This window comes from Nonomuraea sp. NPDC050310 (assembly GCF_040655795.1).
Classification (GTDB): domain Bacteria; phylum Actinomycetota; class Actinomycetes; order Streptosporangiales; family Streptosporangiaceae; genus Nonomuraea.
Genome location: NZ_JBFAKP010000034.1, coordinates 34,186 through 53,116 on the forward strand (window position 1 = coordinate 34,186; position 18,931 = coordinate 53,116).

Annotated in this window: 19 protein-coding genes; 8 read left to right on the top strand and 11 right to left on the bottom strand. The window is 73.8% G+C overall.

What is annotated here, in order from left to right; all coding sequences use genetic code 11:
• Nucleotides 1–72: 72 nt before the first annotated feature.
• The 4 genes from AB0I67_RS40590 to AB0I67_RS40605 form a co-directional block, all read right to left on the bottom strand.
• A complete protein-coding gene (locus AB0I67_RS40590; RefSeq protein WP_357935758.1) occupies nucleotides 73–954 on the bottom strand; it encodes an AraC family transcriptional regulator in 882 nt (293 codons plus the stop codon).
• 103 nt (nucleotides 955–1,057) lie between these two features.
• Nucleotides 1,058–2,554, bottom strand: coding sequence for a M28 family peptidase (locus AB0I67_RS40595; protein ID WP_357935761.1), 1,497 nt, complete (start codon nucleotides 2,552–2,554; stop codon nucleotides 1,058–1,060).
• A gap of 153 nt (nucleotides 2,555–2,707) precedes the next feature.
• The gene (locus AB0I67_RS40600; protein WP_357935764.1) at nucleotides 2,708–3,052 is read right to left on the bottom strand and encodes an STAS domain-containing protein; all 345 of its coding nucleotides are present in this window, start codon (nucleotides 3,050–3,052) and stop codon (nucleotides 2,708–2,710) included.
• Between the two features lie 87 nt (nucleotides 3,053–3,139).
• The gene (locus AB0I67_RS40605; protein ID WP_357935767.1) at nucleotides 3,140–4,327 is read right to left on the bottom strand and encodes an MFS transporter; all 1,188 of its coding nucleotides are present in this window, start codon (nucleotides 4,325–4,327) and stop codon (nucleotides 3,140–3,142) included.
• Between the two features lie 87 nt (nucleotides 4,328–4,414).
• Between AB0I67_RS40605 and AB0I67_RS40610 the strand changes: the two genes are divergently transcribed.
• Complete coding sequence (locus tag AB0I67_RS40610) at nucleotides 4,415–4,858, top strand: helix-turn-helix domain-containing protein (protein ID WP_357935770.1); 444 nt, start codon at nucleotides 4,415–4,417, stop codon at nucleotides 4,856–4,858.
• Nucleotides 4,859–4,904: 46 nt separating this feature from the next.
• On the opposite strand, the gene AB0I67_RS40615 is transcribed toward AB0I67_RS40610, so the two are convergent.
• Nucleotides 4,905–5,840 (bottom strand): GNAT family N-acetyltransferase, encoded by a 936-nt coding sequence (locus AB0I67_RS40615; RefSeq protein ID WP_357935773.1) that lies wholly within the window; start codon nucleotides 5,838–5,840, stop codon nucleotides 4,905–4,907.
• A gap of 114 nt (nucleotides 5,841–5,954) precedes the next feature.
• Nucleotides 5,955–6,560: an ABATE domain-containing protein gene (locus AB0I67_RS40620; protein WP_357935776.1), complete on the bottom strand. Its 606-nt coding sequence runs from the start codon at nucleotides 6,558–6,560 to the stop codon at nucleotides 5,955–5,957.
• 67 nt (nucleotides 6,561–6,627) lie between these two features.
• Between AB0I67_RS40620 and AB0I67_RS40625 the strand changes: the two genes are divergently transcribed.
• Both AB0I67_RS40625 and AB0I67_RS40630 read left to right on the top strand, forming a co-directional pair.
• Nucleotides 6,628–7,017, top strand: coding sequence for a RidA family protein (locus tag AB0I67_RS40625; RefSeq protein ID WP_357935778.1), 390 nt, complete (start codon nucleotides 6,628–6,630; stop codon nucleotides 7,015–7,017).
• An 86-nt stretch (nucleotides 7,018–7,103) separates the two neighbouring features.
• Nucleotides 7,104–7,535 (top strand): nucleoside deaminase, encoded by a 432-nt coding sequence (locus AB0I67_RS40630; protein ID WP_357935781.1) that lies wholly within the window; start codon nucleotides 7,104–7,106, stop codon nucleotides 7,533–7,535.
• On the opposite strand, the gene AB0I67_RS40635 is transcribed toward AB0I67_RS40630, so the two are convergent.
• A complete protein-coding gene (locus tag AB0I67_RS40635; protein ID WP_357935783.1) occupies nucleotides 7,523–8,125 on the bottom strand; it encodes a helix-turn-helix domain-containing protein in 603 nt (200 codons plus the stop codon). The two genes, AB0I67_RS40630 and AB0I67_RS40635, sit on opposite strands and share 13 nt — an antisense overlap.
• 87 nt (nucleotides 8,126–8,212) lie before the next feature.
• On the opposite strand from AB0I67_RS40635, the gene AB0I67_RS40640 reads away from it, so the two are divergent.
• Nucleotides 8,213–9,154, top strand: a complete 942-nt coding sequence (locus tag AB0I67_RS40640) for an alpha/beta fold hydrolase (protein WP_357935785.1) — start codon at nucleotides 8,213–8,215, stop codon at nucleotides 9,152–9,154.
• Here AB0I67_RS40640 and AB0I67_RS40645 read toward each other — a convergent pair.
• Both AB0I67_RS40645 and AB0I67_RS40650 read right to left on the bottom strand, forming a co-directional pair.
• Entirely contained in the window at nucleotides 9,141–9,779 is a 639-nt protein-coding gene (locus AB0I67_RS40645) for a response regulator transcription factor (RefSeq protein WP_357935788.1), read from the bottom strand. The two genes, AB0I67_RS40640 and AB0I67_RS40645, sit on opposite strands and share 14 nt — an antisense overlap.
• A 28-nt stretch (nucleotides 9,780–9,807) precedes the next feature.
• Nucleotides 9,808–10,938: a sensor histidine kinase gene (locus tag AB0I67_RS40650; RefSeq protein WP_357935791.1), complete on the bottom strand. Its 1,131-nt coding sequence runs from the start codon at nucleotides 10,936–10,938 to the stop codon at nucleotides 9,808–9,810.
• A 165-nt stretch (nucleotides 10,939–11,103) separates the two neighbouring features.
• Between AB0I67_RS40650 and AB0I67_RS40655 the strand changes: the two genes are divergently transcribed.
• The 4 genes from AB0I67_RS40655 (at nucleotide 11,104) to AB0I67_RS40670 (ending at nucleotide 17,085) form a co-directional block, all read left to right on the top strand.
• Nucleotides 11,104–12,573, top strand: coding sequence for an alpha/beta fold hydrolase (locus tag AB0I67_RS40655; protein ID WP_357935793.1), 1,470 nt, complete (start codon nucleotides 11,104–11,106; stop codon nucleotides 12,571–12,573).
• Nucleotides 12,570–13,451: an ATP-binding cassette domain-containing protein gene (locus tag AB0I67_RS40660; RefSeq protein WP_357935796.1), complete on the top strand. Its 882-nt coding sequence runs from the start codon at nucleotides 12,570–12,572 to the stop codon at nucleotides 13,449–13,451. The genes AB0I67_RS40655 and AB0I67_RS40660 overlap by 4 nt, the downstream gene beginning before the upstream one ends.
• Nucleotides 13,452–13,486: 35 nt before the next feature.
• Nucleotides 13,487–14,236 (top strand): ABC transporter permease, encoded by a 750-nt coding sequence (locus AB0I67_RS40665; protein WP_357935798.1) that lies wholly within the window; start codon nucleotides 13,487–13,489, stop codon nucleotides 14,234–14,236.
• A 143-nt stretch (nucleotides 14,237–14,379) separates the two neighbouring features.
• Nucleotides 14,380–17,085 (top strand): AAA family ATPase, encoded by a 2,706-nt coding sequence (locus tag AB0I67_RS40670; protein ID WP_357935801.1) that lies wholly within the window; start codon nucleotides 14,380–14,382, stop codon nucleotides 17,083–17,085.
• 3 nt (nucleotides 17,086–17,088) lie between these two features.
• Here AB0I67_RS40670 and AB0I67_RS40675 read toward each other — a convergent pair whose 3' ends face one another.
• Both AB0I67_RS40675 and AB0I67_RS40680 read right to left on the bottom strand, forming a co-directional pair.
• Nucleotides 17,089–17,406, bottom strand: coding sequence for a hypothetical protein (locus AB0I67_RS40675; protein ID WP_357935804.1), 318 nt, complete (start codon nucleotides 17,404–17,406; stop codon nucleotides 17,089–17,091).
• A gap of 135 nt (nucleotides 17,407–17,541) precedes the next feature.
• Nucleotides 17,542–18,912, bottom strand: a complete 1,371-nt coding sequence (locus tag AB0I67_RS40680) for a ferric reductase-like transmembrane domain-containing protein (RefSeq protein ID WP_357935807.1) — start codon at nucleotides 18,910–18,912, stop codon at nucleotides 17,542–17,544.
• Between the last annotated feature and the right edge of the window lie 19 nt (nucleotides 18,913–18,931).

Below are 18,931 nucleotides of genomic sequence, written 5' to 3' on the forward strand. Positions count from 1 at the left end.
GACGGTGGACAACGGGCGTGTCCGCACAGCGGGACCGGATCCCCGGCGAGCCGCCGGGGATCCGGGGTGAGGTCAGGCCGGTTCGACGGGGAGCCAGAGCTCGCAGGTCGCCGTGCTGAAGTCGGCCGCGCGGTCGAGCACGGCGACGATCGAGGGGCCCGGCCGCAGCCGCCACGGGTTGGAGGGGAACCAGTCGGTGGCCGTCGCGGCCCAGGCCGTCTGGAGTGCCTCCGGGTACGGCCCGGCCGTACGGAAGATCGCCCACCGGCCTGCGGCCACCTCGATGGCGTCCAGGTCGTCGGGCACCGGGGCGTCCGAGGGAACGGCGACGCCGTGCAGGTAGGTGAGTTCGCTGCCCTCGGCGGCGTCGGGGCCGTCGAGGTCGTCGCTGACCTGCAGCAGGCCGGCGGGCTCGGTGGCCGACAAGGCCTTGAGCCGCAGGTGCTCCTCCTGCGGGAGGGCCGCGATGTGCTGCTGGATGTGCGGGTTGACGCCCTGGTGGATGAGCGGGACGCGGGCCGCGTGGCCGATCAGCCGGAACGCGGGGCGCTCGGTGAGGCGGGTGTCCATGGGGATGTTCCCTTCGACGGTCAGGCGGAACCTGAGCTGGGGTTGACTGCGCAGGGGGCCTCCGTCGCGGCGCACCTCGCCGGGTCCCGCGCCGTGCACGGCGCGGAACGCGCGGCCGAACGCCTCGGTCGAGCCGTAGCCGTACCGGACGGCGATGCTCAGCAGATCGTCGTCGCCCCGGACGACGTCGGCCGCGGCGACCGTCATCCGGCGGCGGCGCGCGTACTGCGTCAGCGGCAGACCGGCCAGCGAGGAGAACATCCGCCGCAGGTGGTATCCGGTCGTGCCGAGCTCTGTGGCCAGGCCGTCCACGTCGAGCTCGCCGAAGGGGTCGGCGAGCTGTGCTTCGACGAGGTCGACGAGCCGGTTGAGCGCTGAGATCACGAGGCCTCCCTGTTTCCAGGTCAACCTTGCCGGACGGGGCGGCACCGGCACCCGACCGCCGCGATCCGATTCGATCGGGTGCCTGAGCTGCCGCCCCCTCGGGTCAGCGCGTGATCTTCACGTCGTCGACGCCCGCCTCGACCAGGCTGGCGCCTGAGGCGTCGGCCGCCTCGATCAGGATCGTGACGGTCTGCCCGGCGTAGGCGGACAGGTTGGCGCTTGCCGTACTCCAGGCCCCGTCCCGGTCGGAGGCCGCGCCGAGCTGCTCGAAGACGGTCGTCCCGTTGACCTTCACGCGCAGGAAGTCGGCGCTGGAGGAGTTGGAGCCGTGCGCCAGGTACCACGACAGCGACAGGGTCAGGGCGGCCCCGGACGGCAGGGTGATCGGCGGTGACTGCACGGAGCTGACGCCGCCGTCCAGGTCGTGGTCGCCCGCGGCGGCCCCGGCCAGCCGGCCGGTCACCAGGTCGTTGACGCCGCTGACCGTGGTGCCGAGCTGCTTGGCGCCGCTGGAGGTGGTGGCCGCGGGGTCGCCGCGCTCCCACTGCCCGGTGGTGGCGGTGTCGGTGCCGGCCGGGTTGGTGGTCCAGCCGGTGGCCGACTCGAAGTCGTCGGACCAGACGGTCACCGGCGGTACGGCGGTGCTGATCGTCCAGACGGCGTGGGCGATGGCGTCGGCGTTGCGGTCGAGCGCGGTGTCGTTGATGTTGGCGGTGGTGTCGCAGGCGCGGTGGTAGCAGACGTCGAAGGCCTGCCCCGCCGTACCGCCCCAGAGCTGGGCCTGGGCGCTGGACTTGATCCCCTCGGCGCCGGTGAAGGTGCCGCCGGCCGGGATGCCGCGGGAGATGAACGGGCCGTAGTCGGAGCGGCCGTCGAAGTCGGTGCCGCGGGTGGGCACGCCGATCGAGGTGAAGTAGCTCTGCAGGACCTGTTCGAGCTGCGCAGAGCCGGCCGGGCCGGGGCCGGAGCCGACGCCGTCGGAGTTGTCGCCGTCGTAGACGAAGTAGCCGGCGTTCGGCGAGCCGACCATGTCGAAGTTCAGGTAGCCCTTGATCTTGGCCCGCTCGGTGGCGGCCAGGTTGGTGACGTAGTACTGCGAGCCGCGCAGGCCCAGCTCCTCCGCGCCCCACCAGGCGAAACGCAGGTGCTTGGCAGGCTGGAGCGACTGCCGGGCGACTTCGAGCGCGGTCTCCAGGATCGCGGCGCTGCCGGAGCCGTTGTCGTTGATGCCCGGTCCCGCGCTCACGCTGTCGAGGTGCGCGCCGACCATGAGGATGTCGTCGGGATTGCCGCCGGGCCAGTCGGCGAGCACGTTGTACCCGGTCGCGCCGTTGTAGGTGAACGACTGCAGGACCGTCTGGAACCCGACGGCGTCGAGCTGCGCCTTCACGTAGTTGGCCGAGGCCAGGTAGCCGGGGCGGCCGTGCGCCCGGTTGCCGCCGTTGCTGGTGGCGATCGTCTGGAACTGCGTCAGGTGGGCCTTGACATTGGCCAGCGAGATGTTCGGCGGGGCGAGCCGGACCGCTGCCGCCGGGGCCGCGTGGACGAGCGGCGCGGCCAGGGTCAGGGCCGCGAGTGCTGCGAGGAGCCTGGCTTTCATGAACCATCCTCCGTGGGGGGTGAGGCGGAGGACGGCCCGGCGAACAGGGTGACGGCGGACAGACCTCCGATAGGGCACTGAGCGGAAGGTAAGCCGCCATCGCCCACTTTGGAAGGGCACCGGCCGAGGTTGCTCCGAGTCGGTCCCGGCGGGTCACGCCACCCCGCGCTCGTACGCCTGCCGGGCCGCCTCGACGCTGTCGTACACGCGGACGTGCTTCATCAGCCCGGTGATCGTGAACAGCCGGTACGGCGCGCCCTGCAACCCGGTGAAGAACAGGTGGCCGCCCGCCTGGTCCTCGATCGTCCGGCGCGCGATGACCAGGGCGTTCAGCCCCGAACTGTCCATGAAGTCCAGACCGCTGAGGTCCAGGATGAGCGGCTTGCCCTCCGGGCAGTCCTGCAGGGCTTCGGTGAGTTGTCCGACGTTGGTCGCGTCGACCTCGCCGGTGACGGCCAGGACCGTGACCTCAGCCTCGCGCGAGCATGTGAACGACACCGACGACATGAACACCTTGCTAGTCCAGGAGCAGCGTTATGACAGCGAACAGCCTACGCTGAACGATCGCTGGGAAGCTCGCAAGGATCATCGTTCGCGCCTTGCCGCCCTGTCCCGCCCGGCAGGGGCGAAGGCCGCGGGGCGCCGCCGGTCGCCGGCCCAGACGAGCAGCGCGCAGGCCGCGAACCCGGCGCCGAGCAGGCTGGACCCGGTCCACCCGTGGGCGGCGAAGACGGAGGTGGTGGCGACCGCGCCGAGAGCGGAGCCGAGGGAGTAGAAGACCATGTACCCGCCGATGACCCCGCCGGCGCGCTCGGGCCAGGCGGCGGTCAGCGCGTGCTGGTTGCTCACGTGCACGACCTGGACCGCGAAGTCGAGCAGCACGACGCCTGCGACGAGCAGCCCAAGCGACCAGGAGAGCTGGGCGGTCGCGGCCCACGAGGCGATGAGCAGCGCCAGCGCGAGCCCGCTCACCGGCCCTGCCCGGCCCGCGTCCGCCCACCGCCCCGCCCGCGCCGCGCCCAGCGCGCCGACCAGGCCGGCGAGGCCGAACAGGCCGATCTGGCTCTCGCTCAGCCGCCACGGCTCGCCGGCCAGCGGCAGGGACAGCCCGCTCCACAGGGTCCCGAACGAGGCGAACAGGAAGAACGCGATGAGGCCGCGCGTGAGGAAGAGCCGGTTCCCGAGCGCCGCCACGGCCTGCCGACGCCCCGCCGTACGGGCGCGCCTCTCGTCCGGCAGAGCCCGCACGACGAGGGCGGCGAGCCCGAGCGACACCACCCCGAGCAGGGCGTAGACACTGCGCCAGCCGAACTGCTCGGCGAGCACCCCGGTGACCACCCGCGCGCCCAGGATGCCGGCCACCACGCCCGAGGTCACCACGCCGATGGTCCGCCCGCGTTCGGCAGGGGGCGAGGTCGACGCGGCGTAGGCCACCGTCGTCTGCACCACGACCGCGAACATCCCGGCCAGCGCCAGCCCCGCGAAGGCCATCCACGCGGCGGACGCCGCGGCGGTCAGCCCGAGGCCCGCCGCGGTGATCGCCAGGTGGACCGCGATGAGCCGGCGCCTGCTGGCCACCACGTCCCCGAGCGGCACCAGCAGCACCAGCCCGGCCAGGTAGCCGACCTGGCCCACCGAGACGATCCACCCCAGATGCTGCGCCGGCACGCCGAGGGCGGCTCCCATCGGGATCAGCACCGGCTGGGCGGCGTACACGCCGGCCACCGCCACCCCGCACACGATCGCGAGCAACCACCTTCGCCGGCCGTCCATCGCACCTCCAATTAGATGAGTTTCAAAATGCAACCAATCGGACCGTAGGGCATGATGGTTTCACTTCGCAACTCATCGGGAGGCGTCATGCCGCGCGTACCGGATCCCGCCTGGACCGACCCCGAGTGCCCGGTCGCCCGCACCCTCGACCTCGTCGGCGACCGCTGGAGCCTGCTGGTCGTCCGGGACGCGATGGACGGGGCGCGGACCTTCACCGAGTTCCAGCGGCGGACCGGCATCGCGCGCAACATCCTCAGCGATCGGCTCCGGAGACTCGGCGCGCACGGGATCCTCGCCCAGCGGGCCGCCTCCTCGGGCCGCCGGCTGGAGTACGTGCTCACCGACCGGGGCCGTGACCTGTTCCCGGTGCTCCTCACCCTGCGCCAGTGGGGGGAGCGGCACGCCTTCGAGCCGGGCGAGCCGTACTCGATCCTGGTCGACGAGCACTCGGTGCGGGTGCCCGACCTCACCCCGGCCGCCGCCGACGGCACGCCCCTCGACGCCGGCACCACGCACGTCCAGAAGGTGTGAGGAAGCCGCCGCCCCCGCCCTGGGAGGCGGAGGCAGCGGCCGGGGGTTACTTGAAGATGACCCGGCGGCCCGCGATCCGGAAACCGGCCCGGTCGAAGGTCGCGGCCATCGGGTGGTTGCCCACGTCGGTGTTGTCGGTGATCACCTGCTCGCCCTCCTCGGCGAAGCGGTGCATCGACTCCACCAGCAGGTCGTAGGCATAGCCCCGGCCCCGGTGGGGGCCGGCGACGCCGATGTAGCCGTGCGTGGCGAAGTGGACGTTCTTGGTCGGCATCACCATGCCCACCAGTTCGCCCGCCTCGTTGTAGCCCAGCCGCCAGCGGTCGCGGCCGCCGGGCATGCCCGCGATGCCGGTGAGGGCCTCGTTCGCGGCCTCACGCAGCGACATCTTGGTGAGCGACTCCTGGTCCCAGGCGTCGAGGCTGCCGGTGATGATCTCCGCCAGCAGGTCGAGCAGCACCTCGTCGTCGGTGACGGGCTCCAGCGTGAGCCGGCCGGTGCGGGCGGGCAGGCCGTACTCCGCCTCCCAGCGCAGGTTGAGCCGCTCGACGTGGAAGTGCAGCCCGGCCTTCTCCGCGGCGTCCATCCGCTGACGGGCGTCCCGCAGCGCGTCCGGCCGCTCGCGCCAGTCGGCGGGCAGGAACAGGTGGTAGTCGGGCCGCTCGTTGCCGAGCGGGTGGTGGTAGCCGGCCGGGACCAGCGCCTCGTAGGCGGCCCGGAGCAGCGCGGCGCCGGTGTCGACGTCGTCGAAGTCGAAGAAGTCGACGCTCATCGGGTGGGCGGCGTCGGCCGGCCCCCAGAAGGCGGCACGGGCGGCCGGCCGGTCACCGTCGAGCGCGAGCCACAGCCATTCCGGCCGGTAGTCGCCTTCGGCGGCGAGCTGGGCGAAGGGCTTCATCCGCGCGCCGACGCCGGAGGCGGGCAGGGCGAAGGTGTCGAAAAGGGGGAATTCATCAGATGAGGCGAGTGAACGGAACAACACGGTGTCTCCTGAAGGAAGGAGCGCTCCCCGTCAGACGGTGACGAGGTGGGAGCGCGAAATCTGGGCGAACATGCGACTGCCACCTCCTTCTTCTCTCGTCTTTTCGCGATGACCTTAGCACGGGTCCGCGCTCTGGCGAGCGCGGTGGGCGCGGAGTTTGTGGCGGTTTCCGCAGCGTTCCATCGCGCACCAGCGGCGGGCGCCCGGCCGGGAGGTGTCGACGAAGACCAGCGGGCAGGTGTCGCTCGCGCACTCGCGGATGCGTCCGGAGAGCGGCCCGGACAGCAGGTCGATCATCTCCCTGGCCAGGGCCGACAGCACCTGGGCCGGGCGGACCGGGTCGGCCCAGCGGGCCGTGACGCCGTCGGCGGCGAGTTGGGGGACCAGGGGCGGGCCGGCGGCGGCCCGGTTGAGGGCGGCGACCGCCGCGCCGGGCAGGGGGCGCTGGTCGGCGCGGGCGTGGGCGGCCTCCCAGATCGCCTGGCGCAGTGTCTTGGCCTCGGCGAGGTCGGCGGCGGTCACGGGAGCCGTCAGCACCACGGAGAGCGGCGGCTCCGCGAGCCAGCGGACCAGGTCGGCGGGCTCGTGCAGGGTCTCGAAGACCGCGTAGTCGCCCTCGCCGCCGGTGTGGGCGAAGTCCAGGCAGACCGCTCCGGCGTCGAACCGGAACGAGCCGCCCCTGGGGTCGTGCAGGACCCGTCCGGTTGCGTTTCCTCGCATGACACCACTATAACTGGTGTCGGAAGCGAAACCAGTTGAACCGGTTTCATGATTCGAGGAGGAACGCATGGGCGTCCGGCACATCAACCCCGAAGGACTCCACCGCAGCCCCGCCTTCAGCCAGGCGGTCGTCGTGGAGCAGCCGGCCAAGACGATCTACATCGGCGGGCAGAACGGCGTCGACGCCGACGGCAAGGTCGTCGGGCCCACCGTCGGCGAGCAGGCCCGGCAGATCTTCCGCAACCTCGCCACGCTGCTGGAGAGCGAGGGCGCGACCCTGGCGAACATCGTGCACTGGCGCATCGCCGTGGTGGCGGGGCACACCTTCGACGAGGGAGTGGCCGCCTTCCAGGAGGCCTGGAACCGCAACGACCCGCCGCCCGCGATCACCGTCCACTCCGTGGCCGGCCTCGGGCCGGGCTTCCTCGTCGAGCTCGACGCCGTCGCCGTCGTCTGATCCCGGTCTGGTCCAGCCCGGTGGTGGCCCGGGAGCGGTCGATCTCTACGATGGCGAGCGCCGGCTCACCTTTGGAGGACCCGCTGATGATCACACCCGCCGACGAGCGGCTGCTGCGCCGCGCCATCGAGATCGCGGCGCACGCCGTCACCCTGGGCGACGCGCCCTACGGCTCGCTCCTGGCCGGGCCGGACGGCGAGATCCTGGCCGAGGCGCACAACACGGTACGGCGGGACGACGACATCAGCGCGCACCCCGAGCTCAAGCTCGCCCGCTGGGCCGCCCGCGAGCTCGACCCGGACGTCGCCGCGCAGACCACGATGTACACCAGTTGCCAGCCCTGCGGCATGTGCACCGGCGGCATCGTCCGCTCCGGGCTCGGGCGGGTCGTGTACGCGCTCTCGACCGAGCAGCTCGTCGAGCTCAACCCGGGGTCGAGCTGGCCGACGGTGGAGCAGGAGGGCCCGGCGCTGTTCGAGGAGGCGCGCCTGCCCATCGAGACCTTCTACCGGCGCTGACCGGCCAGCCGGAGTTCGAGGCCGGCGAAGTACCCGCGGTGGACGGCGACCAGGTCCACCCGCTCCGGATCCAGCAGCCACAGCAGGTGGACGCCCTCCAGGAAGGCGGCGGTCTCCGTCGCCAGCGTCGCGGCGTCCTCGGCCGAGGCCCGCTCGAACAGCGCGGTGAGCCGGTCGCGCAGCACCCGCCCGCGCTCCCGGAACCAGGTGTGCAGCGACCCGCCTGGCTCCAGGTTCTCGGCCAGGAGGCCGGCGTGCAGGGCGGCCAGGTCGCGCGCCTCGGCGGCGGTGTGGGCCGCGTCGCGGACGAACCACTCGACCGCCTGCTCCAGCGTCGGCTCGGCCCCCGGCCAGGCCTCCAGCCGGTCGAGCGCGCGCCGGTCGGCCTCCTCCAGAACGGCCTGGACCAGCCCGTCCTTGCTGCCGAAGTGATGGATCAGCGCCGAGGGGGTCACCCCGGCGCGCTCGGCGACCGCGGCCACGCCCGTGCCGCGCACGCCCTGCCGGGCGAACAGCTCGATCGCCGCGTCGACCATGGCGCGCCGCCGCTCCACGCCGCGCTTCTGCACCTGCCCCTTGACTCCGGCCATGGGAACCAGGGTGCCCGGTGCGGGCGGCGACCTCCAACTCGGAAAACCGGTGGCCGGTCGGTCAGGTCGTCATTATCTTGAACGACCATGCAGGAAAATGACTACCTCTCCGGCGTCGAGCGGCTCGTGCCCGCCGGCGACCTCACGCTCTGGGCCGAAGGCTTCGGCGACCCGCGCGACCCCGCCATCCTCCTGGTGATGGGCGCGGGCGCCCAGGGCGTGCAGTGGAACGACGGGCTCATCGCCCGGCTGGCCGCCGCCGGGCACCACGTGATCCGCTACGACCACCGCGACACCGGCCGCTCCTCCACGGTCGACTTCGCCACCAGCCCGTACACCGTCGCCGACCTGGCCTCCGACGCGCTCGCCGTCCTGGACGCCTTCGCCGTCGAGCGCGCCCACCTCGTCGGCGTCTCCCTGGGCGGCCTGCTGGTCCAGCACCTGGCCCGCACCCACCCGCACCGAGTGCGCACCCAGACCGTCATCTCCTCCACGCCGCTCGGCGCCGACACCGGGGCCGCGGTCGAGCGTGCGCTCGCCGGGCTGGAGCCGCTGCCCGGGATGCTGCCGCCGCCCAGCCTCGCGGTCCTGTCCGCGCTCGCCGCCTCGCTGCCGCCGGCCGGCGCGAGCGCCGCCGACTACCTCGCCGCCCGCCGGCCGCTCTGGCGGGTCCTGCACGGGGGCGTGCTGCCCTTTCCCGAGGAGGAGTACGGCAGGCTGGAGGCGAGGGTGCACGCGCGTGCCCGCGACCTGTCGGCGGCGGTGAACCATTCGCTCGCGGGGGCGGCCGGCTTCGACGCGATGGGCGGGGCCGGCGGCGGGGCGGGTGATCGGCCGCCTGCGCTGGTGATCCACGGGAGCGAGGACCCGATGTTCCCGCCCGAGCACGGCCGGGCCGTCGCTGACGCCCTCCCCGGCGCCACGCTGGTCATGGTCGACGGCATGGGCCACACCCTGCCGGCCTGCCTCGACGGCCTGCTCGCCGAGGCCGTCCTCGACCACATCGGACGCCGCGTCAACGCGGGGTGACCAGCCGCGCCTCGTAGGCGGCGATGACGAGCTGGGCGCGGTCGCGGGCGTTGAGCTTGGCCAGCAGGTGGCCGATGTGCGTCTTCACCGTCCCCGCGCTCACCTGGAGGTGCTCGCAGAGCTCGGCGTTGGACAGGCCGTGCGCGATGAGGGTGAGCACCTCGCGCTCCCGGTCGGTCAGGGTGTCGAGCCCGCGGACCGGCTGCTGGGCCGGGCGCCGGACGAACTCGGCGATGAGCCGGGTGGTGACGGCCGGCGCGAGCAGCGTCTCGCCCGAGGCCACCACCCGGATGCCGTGCAGGAGGTCGTCCGGCGGGGTGTCCTTGAGCAGGAAGCCGCTGGCGCCGGCCCGCAGGGCGGAGTAGACGTACTCGTCGAGGTCGAAGGTGGTCAGGATGAGGACCCGGGTGTCGGCGGCGATCTCCCTGGTGGCGGCGATGCCGTCCATCTCGGGCATGCGGACGTCCATGAGGACCACGTCGGGGGACTCGGTGCGGGTGAGCTCGACCGCCTCGCGTCCGTCGCTCGCCTCGCCGACCACGGTGAGGTCGTCCTCGGAGTCGATGAGCAGGCGGAAGGTGCCGCGCAGGAGGGCCTGGTCGTCGGCGATCAGCACCCGGATCACGGCAACTCCCAGCAGGCGGGGTGGTCGGTCATGGCAGGTCCCAGGAGGTGTGTACGGCGAAGCCGCGGGCGCCGGGGAGCGGGCCGGCCTCGAAGTCGCCGCCGTACTGCAGGGCGCGCTCGCGCATACCCGCCAGCCCATGCCCGCCCGTCGGACCGGGCCGCGTCCGCCGGCGGGCGCCGTCGTCGACGATGGAGATCCGCACCCGTCCATTGTCGGCCGACACCCGGACCTGGCACCGCGCGGGGGCGGCGTGCTTGACGACGTTGGTGATCGCCTCCTGCACGATGCGGTAGACCGCCGGCCCCATGCTCTCGGGCACGCCGCCGTCCACGGACAGCTCCACCCGCACCCCCGCCTCCGCCGCCCGCTCGGCCAGGGACGGCAGGTCGGCCAGCCGGGGGAGCGGCATGGTCTCGGCCTCACTCCCGGGTGCGCGCAACGCGCCGAGGAACTGCCGCATCTCGGTGAGCGAGCCGCGCCCGATCTCCTCGATGGCCACCAGCGCCTTGCGCCCTTCGTCCGGGTGCTTGTCCAGGACCTTGACGGCCACCCCGGCCTTGACGGTGATCAGGCTCAGCGAGTGGGCGACGACGTCGTGCAGCTCGCGGGCGATCCGCAGGCGTTCGTCGGCCGCCGCCTGCTCGGCCTGCCGCCGGGCCTCGCGGGCGGCGAACTCTCGCCGGGTCCGCGCCGCCGTACCGAGGCTCCAGCTCGCGCCGAGGATCAGCCAGCTCGTGGCCAGGACGAACACCGGGTCGGGCCAGCCGTTCGAGGCCGTGGTCCGGCCGGCCGTGGAGAGCAGCAGGGCGCCGCCGTTGCCGAGCAGGCCGGCCGCCAGGGCGATGGCCGAGCGCCGCACCGGACGGCCGGTCGCGACCGGGTAGACGGCCAGCGCGAGGGCCGCGGTCGGCAGCAGCCGGTTGGCCTCCAGCGCGAGGACGGCCAGGCCGATCAGGAGCGCGCCGTAGTAGGCGGGCTCCGGCCAGATCCGGCGCACCGCCACGCTCAGCGCGAGCAGCCAGCAGAGCACGGTCGCCGGGGCGCTCAGGTCCGGCTCCGCCGAGCCGGTCGTGGACACCACCACGAGCAGCACCGCGAGCACGGCATCGGCCAGGATGAGCAGCCACGCGGGAGGCCGCCGGGCGAGCAGGTTCACATCTCGACGTTAGCGAGGAACCGCCCGGGAGGGATCGGCGCGCGGGCCGTCGGACCAGGGTCGTAGACCTGGCTCGGGGGCGCCTGCCGTACGACCGTGGTCCGAGGCCGGAGATCGGATCCGGCTCCGATGTGCCCGGCGGCCCGGTCGCGGATCGTTGGCGGTATGAACCGACCCAGACTCATCGCCCTGGGCGTGGCGGCCTGCCTCGCCGTACCGCTCGGCGGGATCGCGCTGGCCTCGGCGCGGCAGCCGTCCGGCCTGGTGTGGAAGGACTGCGGCGACGGCCTGCGGTGCGCCGAGCTGGTCGTCCCGGTCGACTGGGCCGACCCCGCCGGGCCGCGAACCGCGGTGCACGTGGCCGAACTGCCCGCGACGGGCAAGAGCCGCGGCCCGCTGGTCGTCAACTTCGGCGGCCCGGGCACCAGCACCGCCCTGCTCAGGCGCAAGACCCACGCCGACGCCCAGCCGGAACTGCCGGGCCTGCTCGCCGAGCTGCGGCGCGACTTCGACGTCGTCGCCCTCGACCCGCGCGGCCTGTCCGAGCCCGGCGGCGGCAAGCAGGTGAGCTGCGCCGAACCCGACGCCTCCGTCTACGGCCTGCTGGTGGCCCGGACGAAGCAGGACTGGGACGCGCACGCCGCCAGGAACGCCGCCCACCAGGCGAGCTGCCGCGCGAGCGCCGGATCGGCCTGGCGCGGGCTGACGGCGTGGAACGTCGCCCACGACCTCGACGCCCTGCGCGCCGCGCTCGGCCAGGACAAGCTCGTCTACGCGGGCAACTCCTACGGAACCGTCTACGCGCAGGCCTACCTGGAGCTGTTCCCGGAGCGGGTGGGCCGGATGTCCTTCGACGGCACCGCCGACCACACCCGGCCGGAGTTCGAGCCGTGGGTCCGTGACGCCGCGCTCACCCAGGAACGCCAGCTCACCCGCTTCCGCGACTGGTGCGCCGGCCGTACCGGCTGCGACCTGCGCGGCACGGACGCGGGCCGGGCGTGGGACGAGCTCGTCGCGCGGGCGCGCCGCGCGCCCCTGCCCGCCTCGGCCGGCCGTACGGTCCACGAAGGACAGCTCCACGCCGGCGCGATCAAGGGCCTGAACCCGGCCCGGTGGCCCGAGCTGGCCACCGCCATCCGCAAGGCCCTCGACGGCGACGCCGGCGACTTCCTCGACGAACTGCGCCCCGACGAGGGCGGCGGATCGGTGAGCCAGGACTCGCTGTGCAACGACTTCATGCCCGAGCTCCCGACCTACGAGCAGTTCCAGGGCATCGAGTCCCGGCTCCGGCAGCTCGCGCCGCGGGTCGGCTGGCTCGAAGGCCGTTTCCAGCTCGGCCGGTGCTGGGGACGGAGCGGAGGCGCGGCCTGGGCGCCGCGCCCGCTGCCCGCCCGCGACCTGCCGCCGCTGCTGTTCGTGATCGGCGAGCTCGACAACAACACCAATCACCGCGGCCAGGCGCACGTCGCCGGCCGGCTCCCGGCCGCGCGCGTCCTGTGGCACGGCGACGGGCACGCGGCCTGGGCACGGAACACCTGCCTGCGCCGGCACGTCCACGCCTACCTGACCACGGGCGCGCTGCCCGCCCCGGGCACCCGCTGCCCGGGCGAAGCCATCCGGAAGGTGGGAACATGATCGAGGTCCTCGACCTGACCAAGGTGTACGGCTCCGCCCAGGTGGTGTCCGGCCTGACCTTCCGCGCCGAACCCGGACAGGTCACCGGCTTCCTTGGCCACAACGGCGCCGGCAAGACCACCACCATGCGCATGATCCTCGGCCTCCAGACGCCCACGTCCGGCCGGGCGCTGATCAACGGCGTCCGCAAGCGCGACCTGCGCGACCCCATGCACCAGGTCGGCGCCATGCTCGACGCGACCGAGGTGCAGGGCGGGCGCACCGCCTTCGCCCACCTGCACGCGCTGGCGTACGCCGGCGGCCTGGGACGCCGCCGCGTCGAGACGGTGCTGGAGGAGGTCGGCCTGACCTCGGTCGCGGGCCGGCGCATCGCCGGCTTCTCCCAGGGCATGCGCCAGCGCCTCGGCATCGCGGCGGCCCTGCTCGGCGACCCGGGCGTGCTCATCCTCGACGAGCCGGTGAACGGCCTCGACCCCGACGGCATCCGCTGGCTCAGGACCCTGCTCAAGTCCCTCGCCGCCGAGGGGCGCACGGTCCTGCTGTCGAGCCACTTGATGACCGAGATGTCGCTCACCGCCGATCACCTGGTCATCATCGGCCGGGGCCGGCTGATCGAGGACACCTCGACGGCCGCCCTGCTGGCCCGCCACCAGGGCGGCGTGCTGGTGCGCTCGCCGCAGGCCGGCCGCCTGGCCCGGGCCCTCGAAGCGGCCGGCGCGACCCTCCGCCCGGACCCGGAAGCCGGGGACGGGCTGATGGTGAGCGGGCTGAGCGCGGCCACGATCGGCGACCTCGCCCTGGCCGCCGGGTGCGCGGTGCACGAACTCGTGACCCGCGGCACCTCCCTGGAAGAGGCGTTCATGGAGCTGACCCGATGACCGAGCCTGGAAGACGTCTTCATGGAGCTGACGCGATGATCGACCTCGTCGCCTCGGAGTGGCTGAAGCTGCGGTCGCTCCGGGCCACCTCCTACGTCCTGGCCGCCACGCTCTCGGCCCTCGCGCTCACGGCGTTCTCGGCCTACTCGATCTCCCGCTACTACGACAGCCGCGGCTGGGGCGGCGAACCGGTCGGCACGGGCCTGAGCCTCGGCGCCGACCTGCCGCCGGTGCTGTTCGGCCTGCTGGGCGTCTTCGCCATCTCCGGCGAGTACGCCACCGGCATGATCCGGCTCACCCTCACCACGGTCCGGAGCCGGTGGATGCTGCTGCTGGCCAAGGCCGCCGTGGTGGCCGCCGTCGCCGCCGTCGCGGGCCAGGTGCTGGCGTTCGCCACCTACTTCACCGCGCAGGCCGTCGTCGCCGGGCGGCCGATCGGCGCCTCGCTCGCCGAACCCGGCGCCCTGGCCGAGGTGCTGACCACCGGGGCGGGGGCCGCCGTCGCCGCGGTGCTGGGCCTGACCCTGGCGACGGTGCTGCGCTCGACGCCGGGGGCGCTGCTCGTGCTGGTCGCGCTCCCGCTCGGGCCGCTCGTGCTCGGCCGGTTCCTGCCGGCTCCGTGGAACGACTGGATCGCCTCGCTGACCATCCCGGCGCTGGCGCGGCAACTGGCCGCCGTCCCCGACGCGGGCGCCTTCGGGCCCGCGACCGCCGCGCTCATCCTGGCGGGGTACGGCGCCGCCCTCCTCGCAGCCACCCTGGCGATCAGCCGCCGCGACGCCTGACCCCGGGCGGCCCGCGGTGATCCACAGCGGCGGGGCGCCCGATAGATTCGCTTCTGCGGTACCCCGATGACCGAGGGCGTTTCGAGGAGGACCGATGGCCGACCCGTCCGGCCGGCCTTCGCGCGGCCGAAGGAAGGACGCCGTTGGACCTGCTGGGACGTGAACGGGAGATCACCCAGGTCGAACGCCTGGTGGCGGCGCTGCCCGAGCACGGCGACGCGCTGGTGGTCCGGGGCGAGGCCGGGATCGGCAAGTCGGCGCTTCTCGCCCTGGCACTGGAGCGCGCCCGCGACCACGGCTTCGCGACCGCCGTGGTCGCGGGCGTGCAGAGCGAGACGCACCTGCCCTTCGCCGGGCTGCACCACCTGGTCCAGCCCATGCTGCCCACCGTCACCGAACTGCCCGCCGCCCAGCGCGACGCGCTGCGCAACGCCTTCGGCATGGGCGACGGCCAGGCGCCACAGCCCTTCCTGGTGGCGCTGGCCGTACTGAACCTGCTCGGCGAGGCCGCGGCGGCCACGCCCCTGCTGGTCGTGGTGGAGGACCTGCAGTGGCTGGACCGGCCCACCACCGAGGTGCTCGCCTTCGTCGCCCGGCGGCTGCGGTCGGAGCCGATCGGCATGCTCCTGGCCGTACGCGAGGGACACGCGACCACGTTCGACGACATCGGCCTGCCCGAGCTGACCCTGGGCACGCTCGACCCGGCGGCGGCGGAGGCGCTGCTGGACAGCCAGGCGGCCGAGCTGCCCGCCGGGGTGCGCTGGCGGGTGCTGGCCGAGGCGGCCGGCAACCCGCTGGCCCTGGTGGAGCTGCCGATCGCCCTCGGGCGGGAGCCGGGGCCGCCCACCGGGGAGTTCCTGCCGCTCACCACCCGGCTGGAGCGCTCCTTCGCCACCCGGCTGGCCGAGCTGCCCCGCCGTACCAGGACGTTGCTGCTGGCCTGCGCCGCCAACGACGGTCACGACCTGCGCGAGGCCCTGGCCGCCGCCGGTACGGTCGCCCGCGCCGACCTCTCCCTGGCCGACCTGGCCCCGGCGATCGAGCTCGGCCTGGTGACGCTGCACGATCGCGCCATCCGCTTCCGCCACCCGCTGGTGCGCTCGGCGATCTACCAGAAGGCCGGCCCGCTGGCCCGGCAGGTCATCCACCTGTCGCTGGCCGACGTGCACGCCCCCGACCCCGACCGCCGGGCCTGGCATCGGGCGGCCGCCCTCGACCGGCCCGACGAGAGCGTCGCCGCCGACCTGGAGCAGGTGGCACTGCGGGCGCGGCGGCGCGGCGCGCTCACCGTGGCCATCACCGCGCTGCGCCGCGCGGCGGAGCTCAGCGAGCATCCGGCCGACCGGGCCGTCCGCCTGCTGCGCGCCGCCGAGCTCGCCTTCGAGCTGGGCCGCGGCGAGCTGATCGCCGAGCTGCTCGCCCTGACCGACCCGGCCCAGCTCGGCGACCTCGAACGGGCCCGGCTGGCGTGGCTGAACGAGATGCGCGAGGAGGGCCGCGACGAGGGCCCGCCACGGGTGCGCCGGCTCATCGCGATCGCCGAGACGCTGGCGCACACGCCGGAACAGGACCTGGCGCGCAACTTCGTCCGTGCCGCCGCGCTGCGCTGCTGGTGGCGCGACCCGGGCACCGAGCTCCGCCACCGGGTCATCGCGCTGGCCGAACGGCTGGCCAGGCACGAGGACGACCCCGAGCTGCTGGTGGCGCTGGCCGCCGCGGCGCCGGTGGAACGGGCCGGGGAGCTGATCGGCCGGCTGACCAGGCTGCGCGAGACCCGGCTGGACGGCGCCATGGCCAGGCTGCTGGGCGTGGCCGCCAGCACGATCGGCGCGCACGAGCTGTCGGCCGCCTTCCTCGAGGACTCGATCGGCGAACTGCGCGCCCAGGGCCGGCTGGGCGTGCTGGCGCAGTCGCTGACCTCGCAGATGCTCAACCGCGTCCTGGGCGGCGACTGGCCGAGCGCCATGCTGGTGGCCGAGGAGTGCGAGCGGCTGACCAGGGAGACCCAGCAGCCGCGCTGGCAGTCGGCGGCCCTGTCCGTGCTGGCCATCCTCGCCGGGCTGCGCGGGGACGTCGCCCAGGGACTGGAGCTGGCCGAGCGGAGCGAGCGGGTGCTGGGCAGCGTCATGATCGCCTCCAACCTCGCCCAGGTCCAGTACGCCCGAGGGGTGATCGCGTTGTGCGGCGGGCAGCACGCGACCGCCTTCGCGCACCTGTGGCGGGTGTTCGACCCCGGCGACGCGGCCTACCACCCCATCTGGGGCTCCTGGATGATCAGCGAGCTGGCCGAGGCCGCCGTGCCGGCCGAGCACCGGGACCTGGCCCGCACGGCTCTCGCCGCGCTGGAGGAGATGGGCGCCCAGACACCCTCCCCGTACCTGCACGTCGGCCTGCGGCACGCCAGAGCCGTCCTGGCCGACGACGCCGACGCCGAAGCCCTGTTCAGAGCCGCGTACGACGCGGACCTGTCGGGCTGGCCCACCGCCGCGGCGCGGCTGTCGCTCGCCCACGGCGTCTGGCTGCGCCGCCGGCGGCGGACCGTCGAGGCCAGGGAGCCGCTGCGCACGGCCCGTGACGCCTGCGACAAGCTCGGCCTGCTGGCCTGGGGTGAGAAGGCCCGCGCGGAACTGCGCGCCACCGGCGAGGGCAGCCACCTGCGCGTGCCCAGCACCGCCGAGCGGCTCACCCCGCAGGAGCTGCACATCGCCAAGCTGGCCGCCACCGGCCTGTCCAACCGCGAGATCGGCGAGCAGCTCTACCTGTCCCACCGCACCGTCGGCACCCACCTGCACAACGCCTTCCGCAAGCTGGGCGTCGTCTCCCGCGCCCAGCTCCGCGACGCCCTCTGAACCCTAGGCGGGCTCGTCGTCGGGGTAGAAGCTCAGGCCGGCGTGCTCGGGGTCGGTGTAGACCTTCACCGTGCCGTCCGGGTAGGCCGCGAACGGCAGGACGACGCCGTCCGGGCACGGGTGCAGGAACATCAGCGTCTCGCCGACGACGACGAACGAGCTGGCCTGCGGGGTGGCGTGCTCGGCGCCGTGCGCGGCACGCCACTCCTCGACCCGCTCGGCCGCGCCGGGCCGGCCGGCGACGTCGCCGACCTTGCCGATCAGGTCCTCGACGGCCGGACGGTCCAGGATCTCGATGCTCAGGTAGGACGGCTGTGCCATGGGTGCTCCTCGGCTCGGTCGGTGGTGCGGTCAGTTCTGGATCGCGGCGAAGGCCAGGCAGGCGAGGACGAGCAGCAGCGCGACGGCGACCGTGATCCGGGTCATGTAGGTGTGGCGCATGGTTCCCCTCCGGGCTCAGACCCAGGTGAAGCGTTCGGTGTGAATGCGGTCGAGCGGCACGCCCACCTGCGGCAGCGTGGCCTCCATGGCGTCGAGCATGGCGTTCGGGCCGCAGACGAAGTACTGCAGGCGCGGGCCGGCCGCGGGCAGGTGGCGGCGGAGCGTCTCGGCGGTGACGTAGCCGCGTTCGCCGCTCCAGCCGGGCGGCGGCTGCTCCAGGACGTGCACGAGGGTCAGGTTCAACCGGGTGGCCAGCTCGTCGAGCTCCTCGCGGAACGGGATGCTGTCCCAGTCGGGGTGGGCCGACAGCAGCACCACCGGCCGCAGGTCGCCGCGGTCGGCCATGGTGCGGAGCATGCTCAGCGCGGGCACGAGGCCGACGCCGCCGGCGATCAGGCAGAAGCCGGGGCCCTCGTACTGGTCGATCGAGAAGACGCCGTGCGGGCCGTCGACGTAGACGGTCGTGCCCGGCTTCGTCGCGGCGACCGCGGTGGTGAAGTCGCCCAGCGCCTTGACCGCCACGCTCAGCGTGCCGTGCTCCTCGGCGCTGGAGGCCAGCGAGAAGGGGTGCGCGGTCACCGCGAACGGCGAGCCGCCCACGGTGATCCAGGCGAACTGGCCCGGCTCGAAGCGCAGCCCGTCGTGTCCGCGCGGCCGCAGGACCAGGACCGTGATGCGCCCGCGCTCCGCGATCACCCGCTCGACCGACCACGGCCGCCGGCGCAGCCTCAACGGGCGCAGGATCCTGATCCAGAGGAGGAGACCCACGAAGGCCGCGGTCATGAGCGTCCACAGCGCCTTCTTCCACGCGCTGTCGATGTAGTGGTCGACCAGCAATACGTGCACCAGCGCCGCGACGACCGCGAACGTCGCCGTCACCGCGTGCACGACCTGCCAGACCTCGTACGACAGCCGCAACCGCTTGCGCCACACCGACGTCACCGCCAGCGCCAGCAGCGCCACCACCGACAGCACCGCGAAGCGGGCCCGCCACGGCAGCTCGGCGAGCCCGAAGGCGCCGAACACCCCAGGCCCCGACAGCGCCACATGCACCACGACGAAACTCAGCCCGACGTAGCCGATCTGCCGGTGGAACTGCACCACCGCATCCGTGCCGAACGGCTCCGCGACCGCCCGCACCCGCGCCACCAGCGCGAACTCCAACCCCATCAGCGCCAGGCCCACGAACCCGAGGGCCACGGAGAAGTCGGTCCAGAAGCCCTGTCCGGTACGGCTCGCGCCGATCAGCGCGAACGCCAGGGGCGCCACGCACACGCCCACGAACACGCCGATCCACACGATCCCCTGTGCGGCGCTCCTCATCCCGGACGTCGCACCGACCGACAGCCGCGCCTCTGCCCGCAGCACGAATCCAACACCGCTCACACCCCCGTGATGAGCTGCA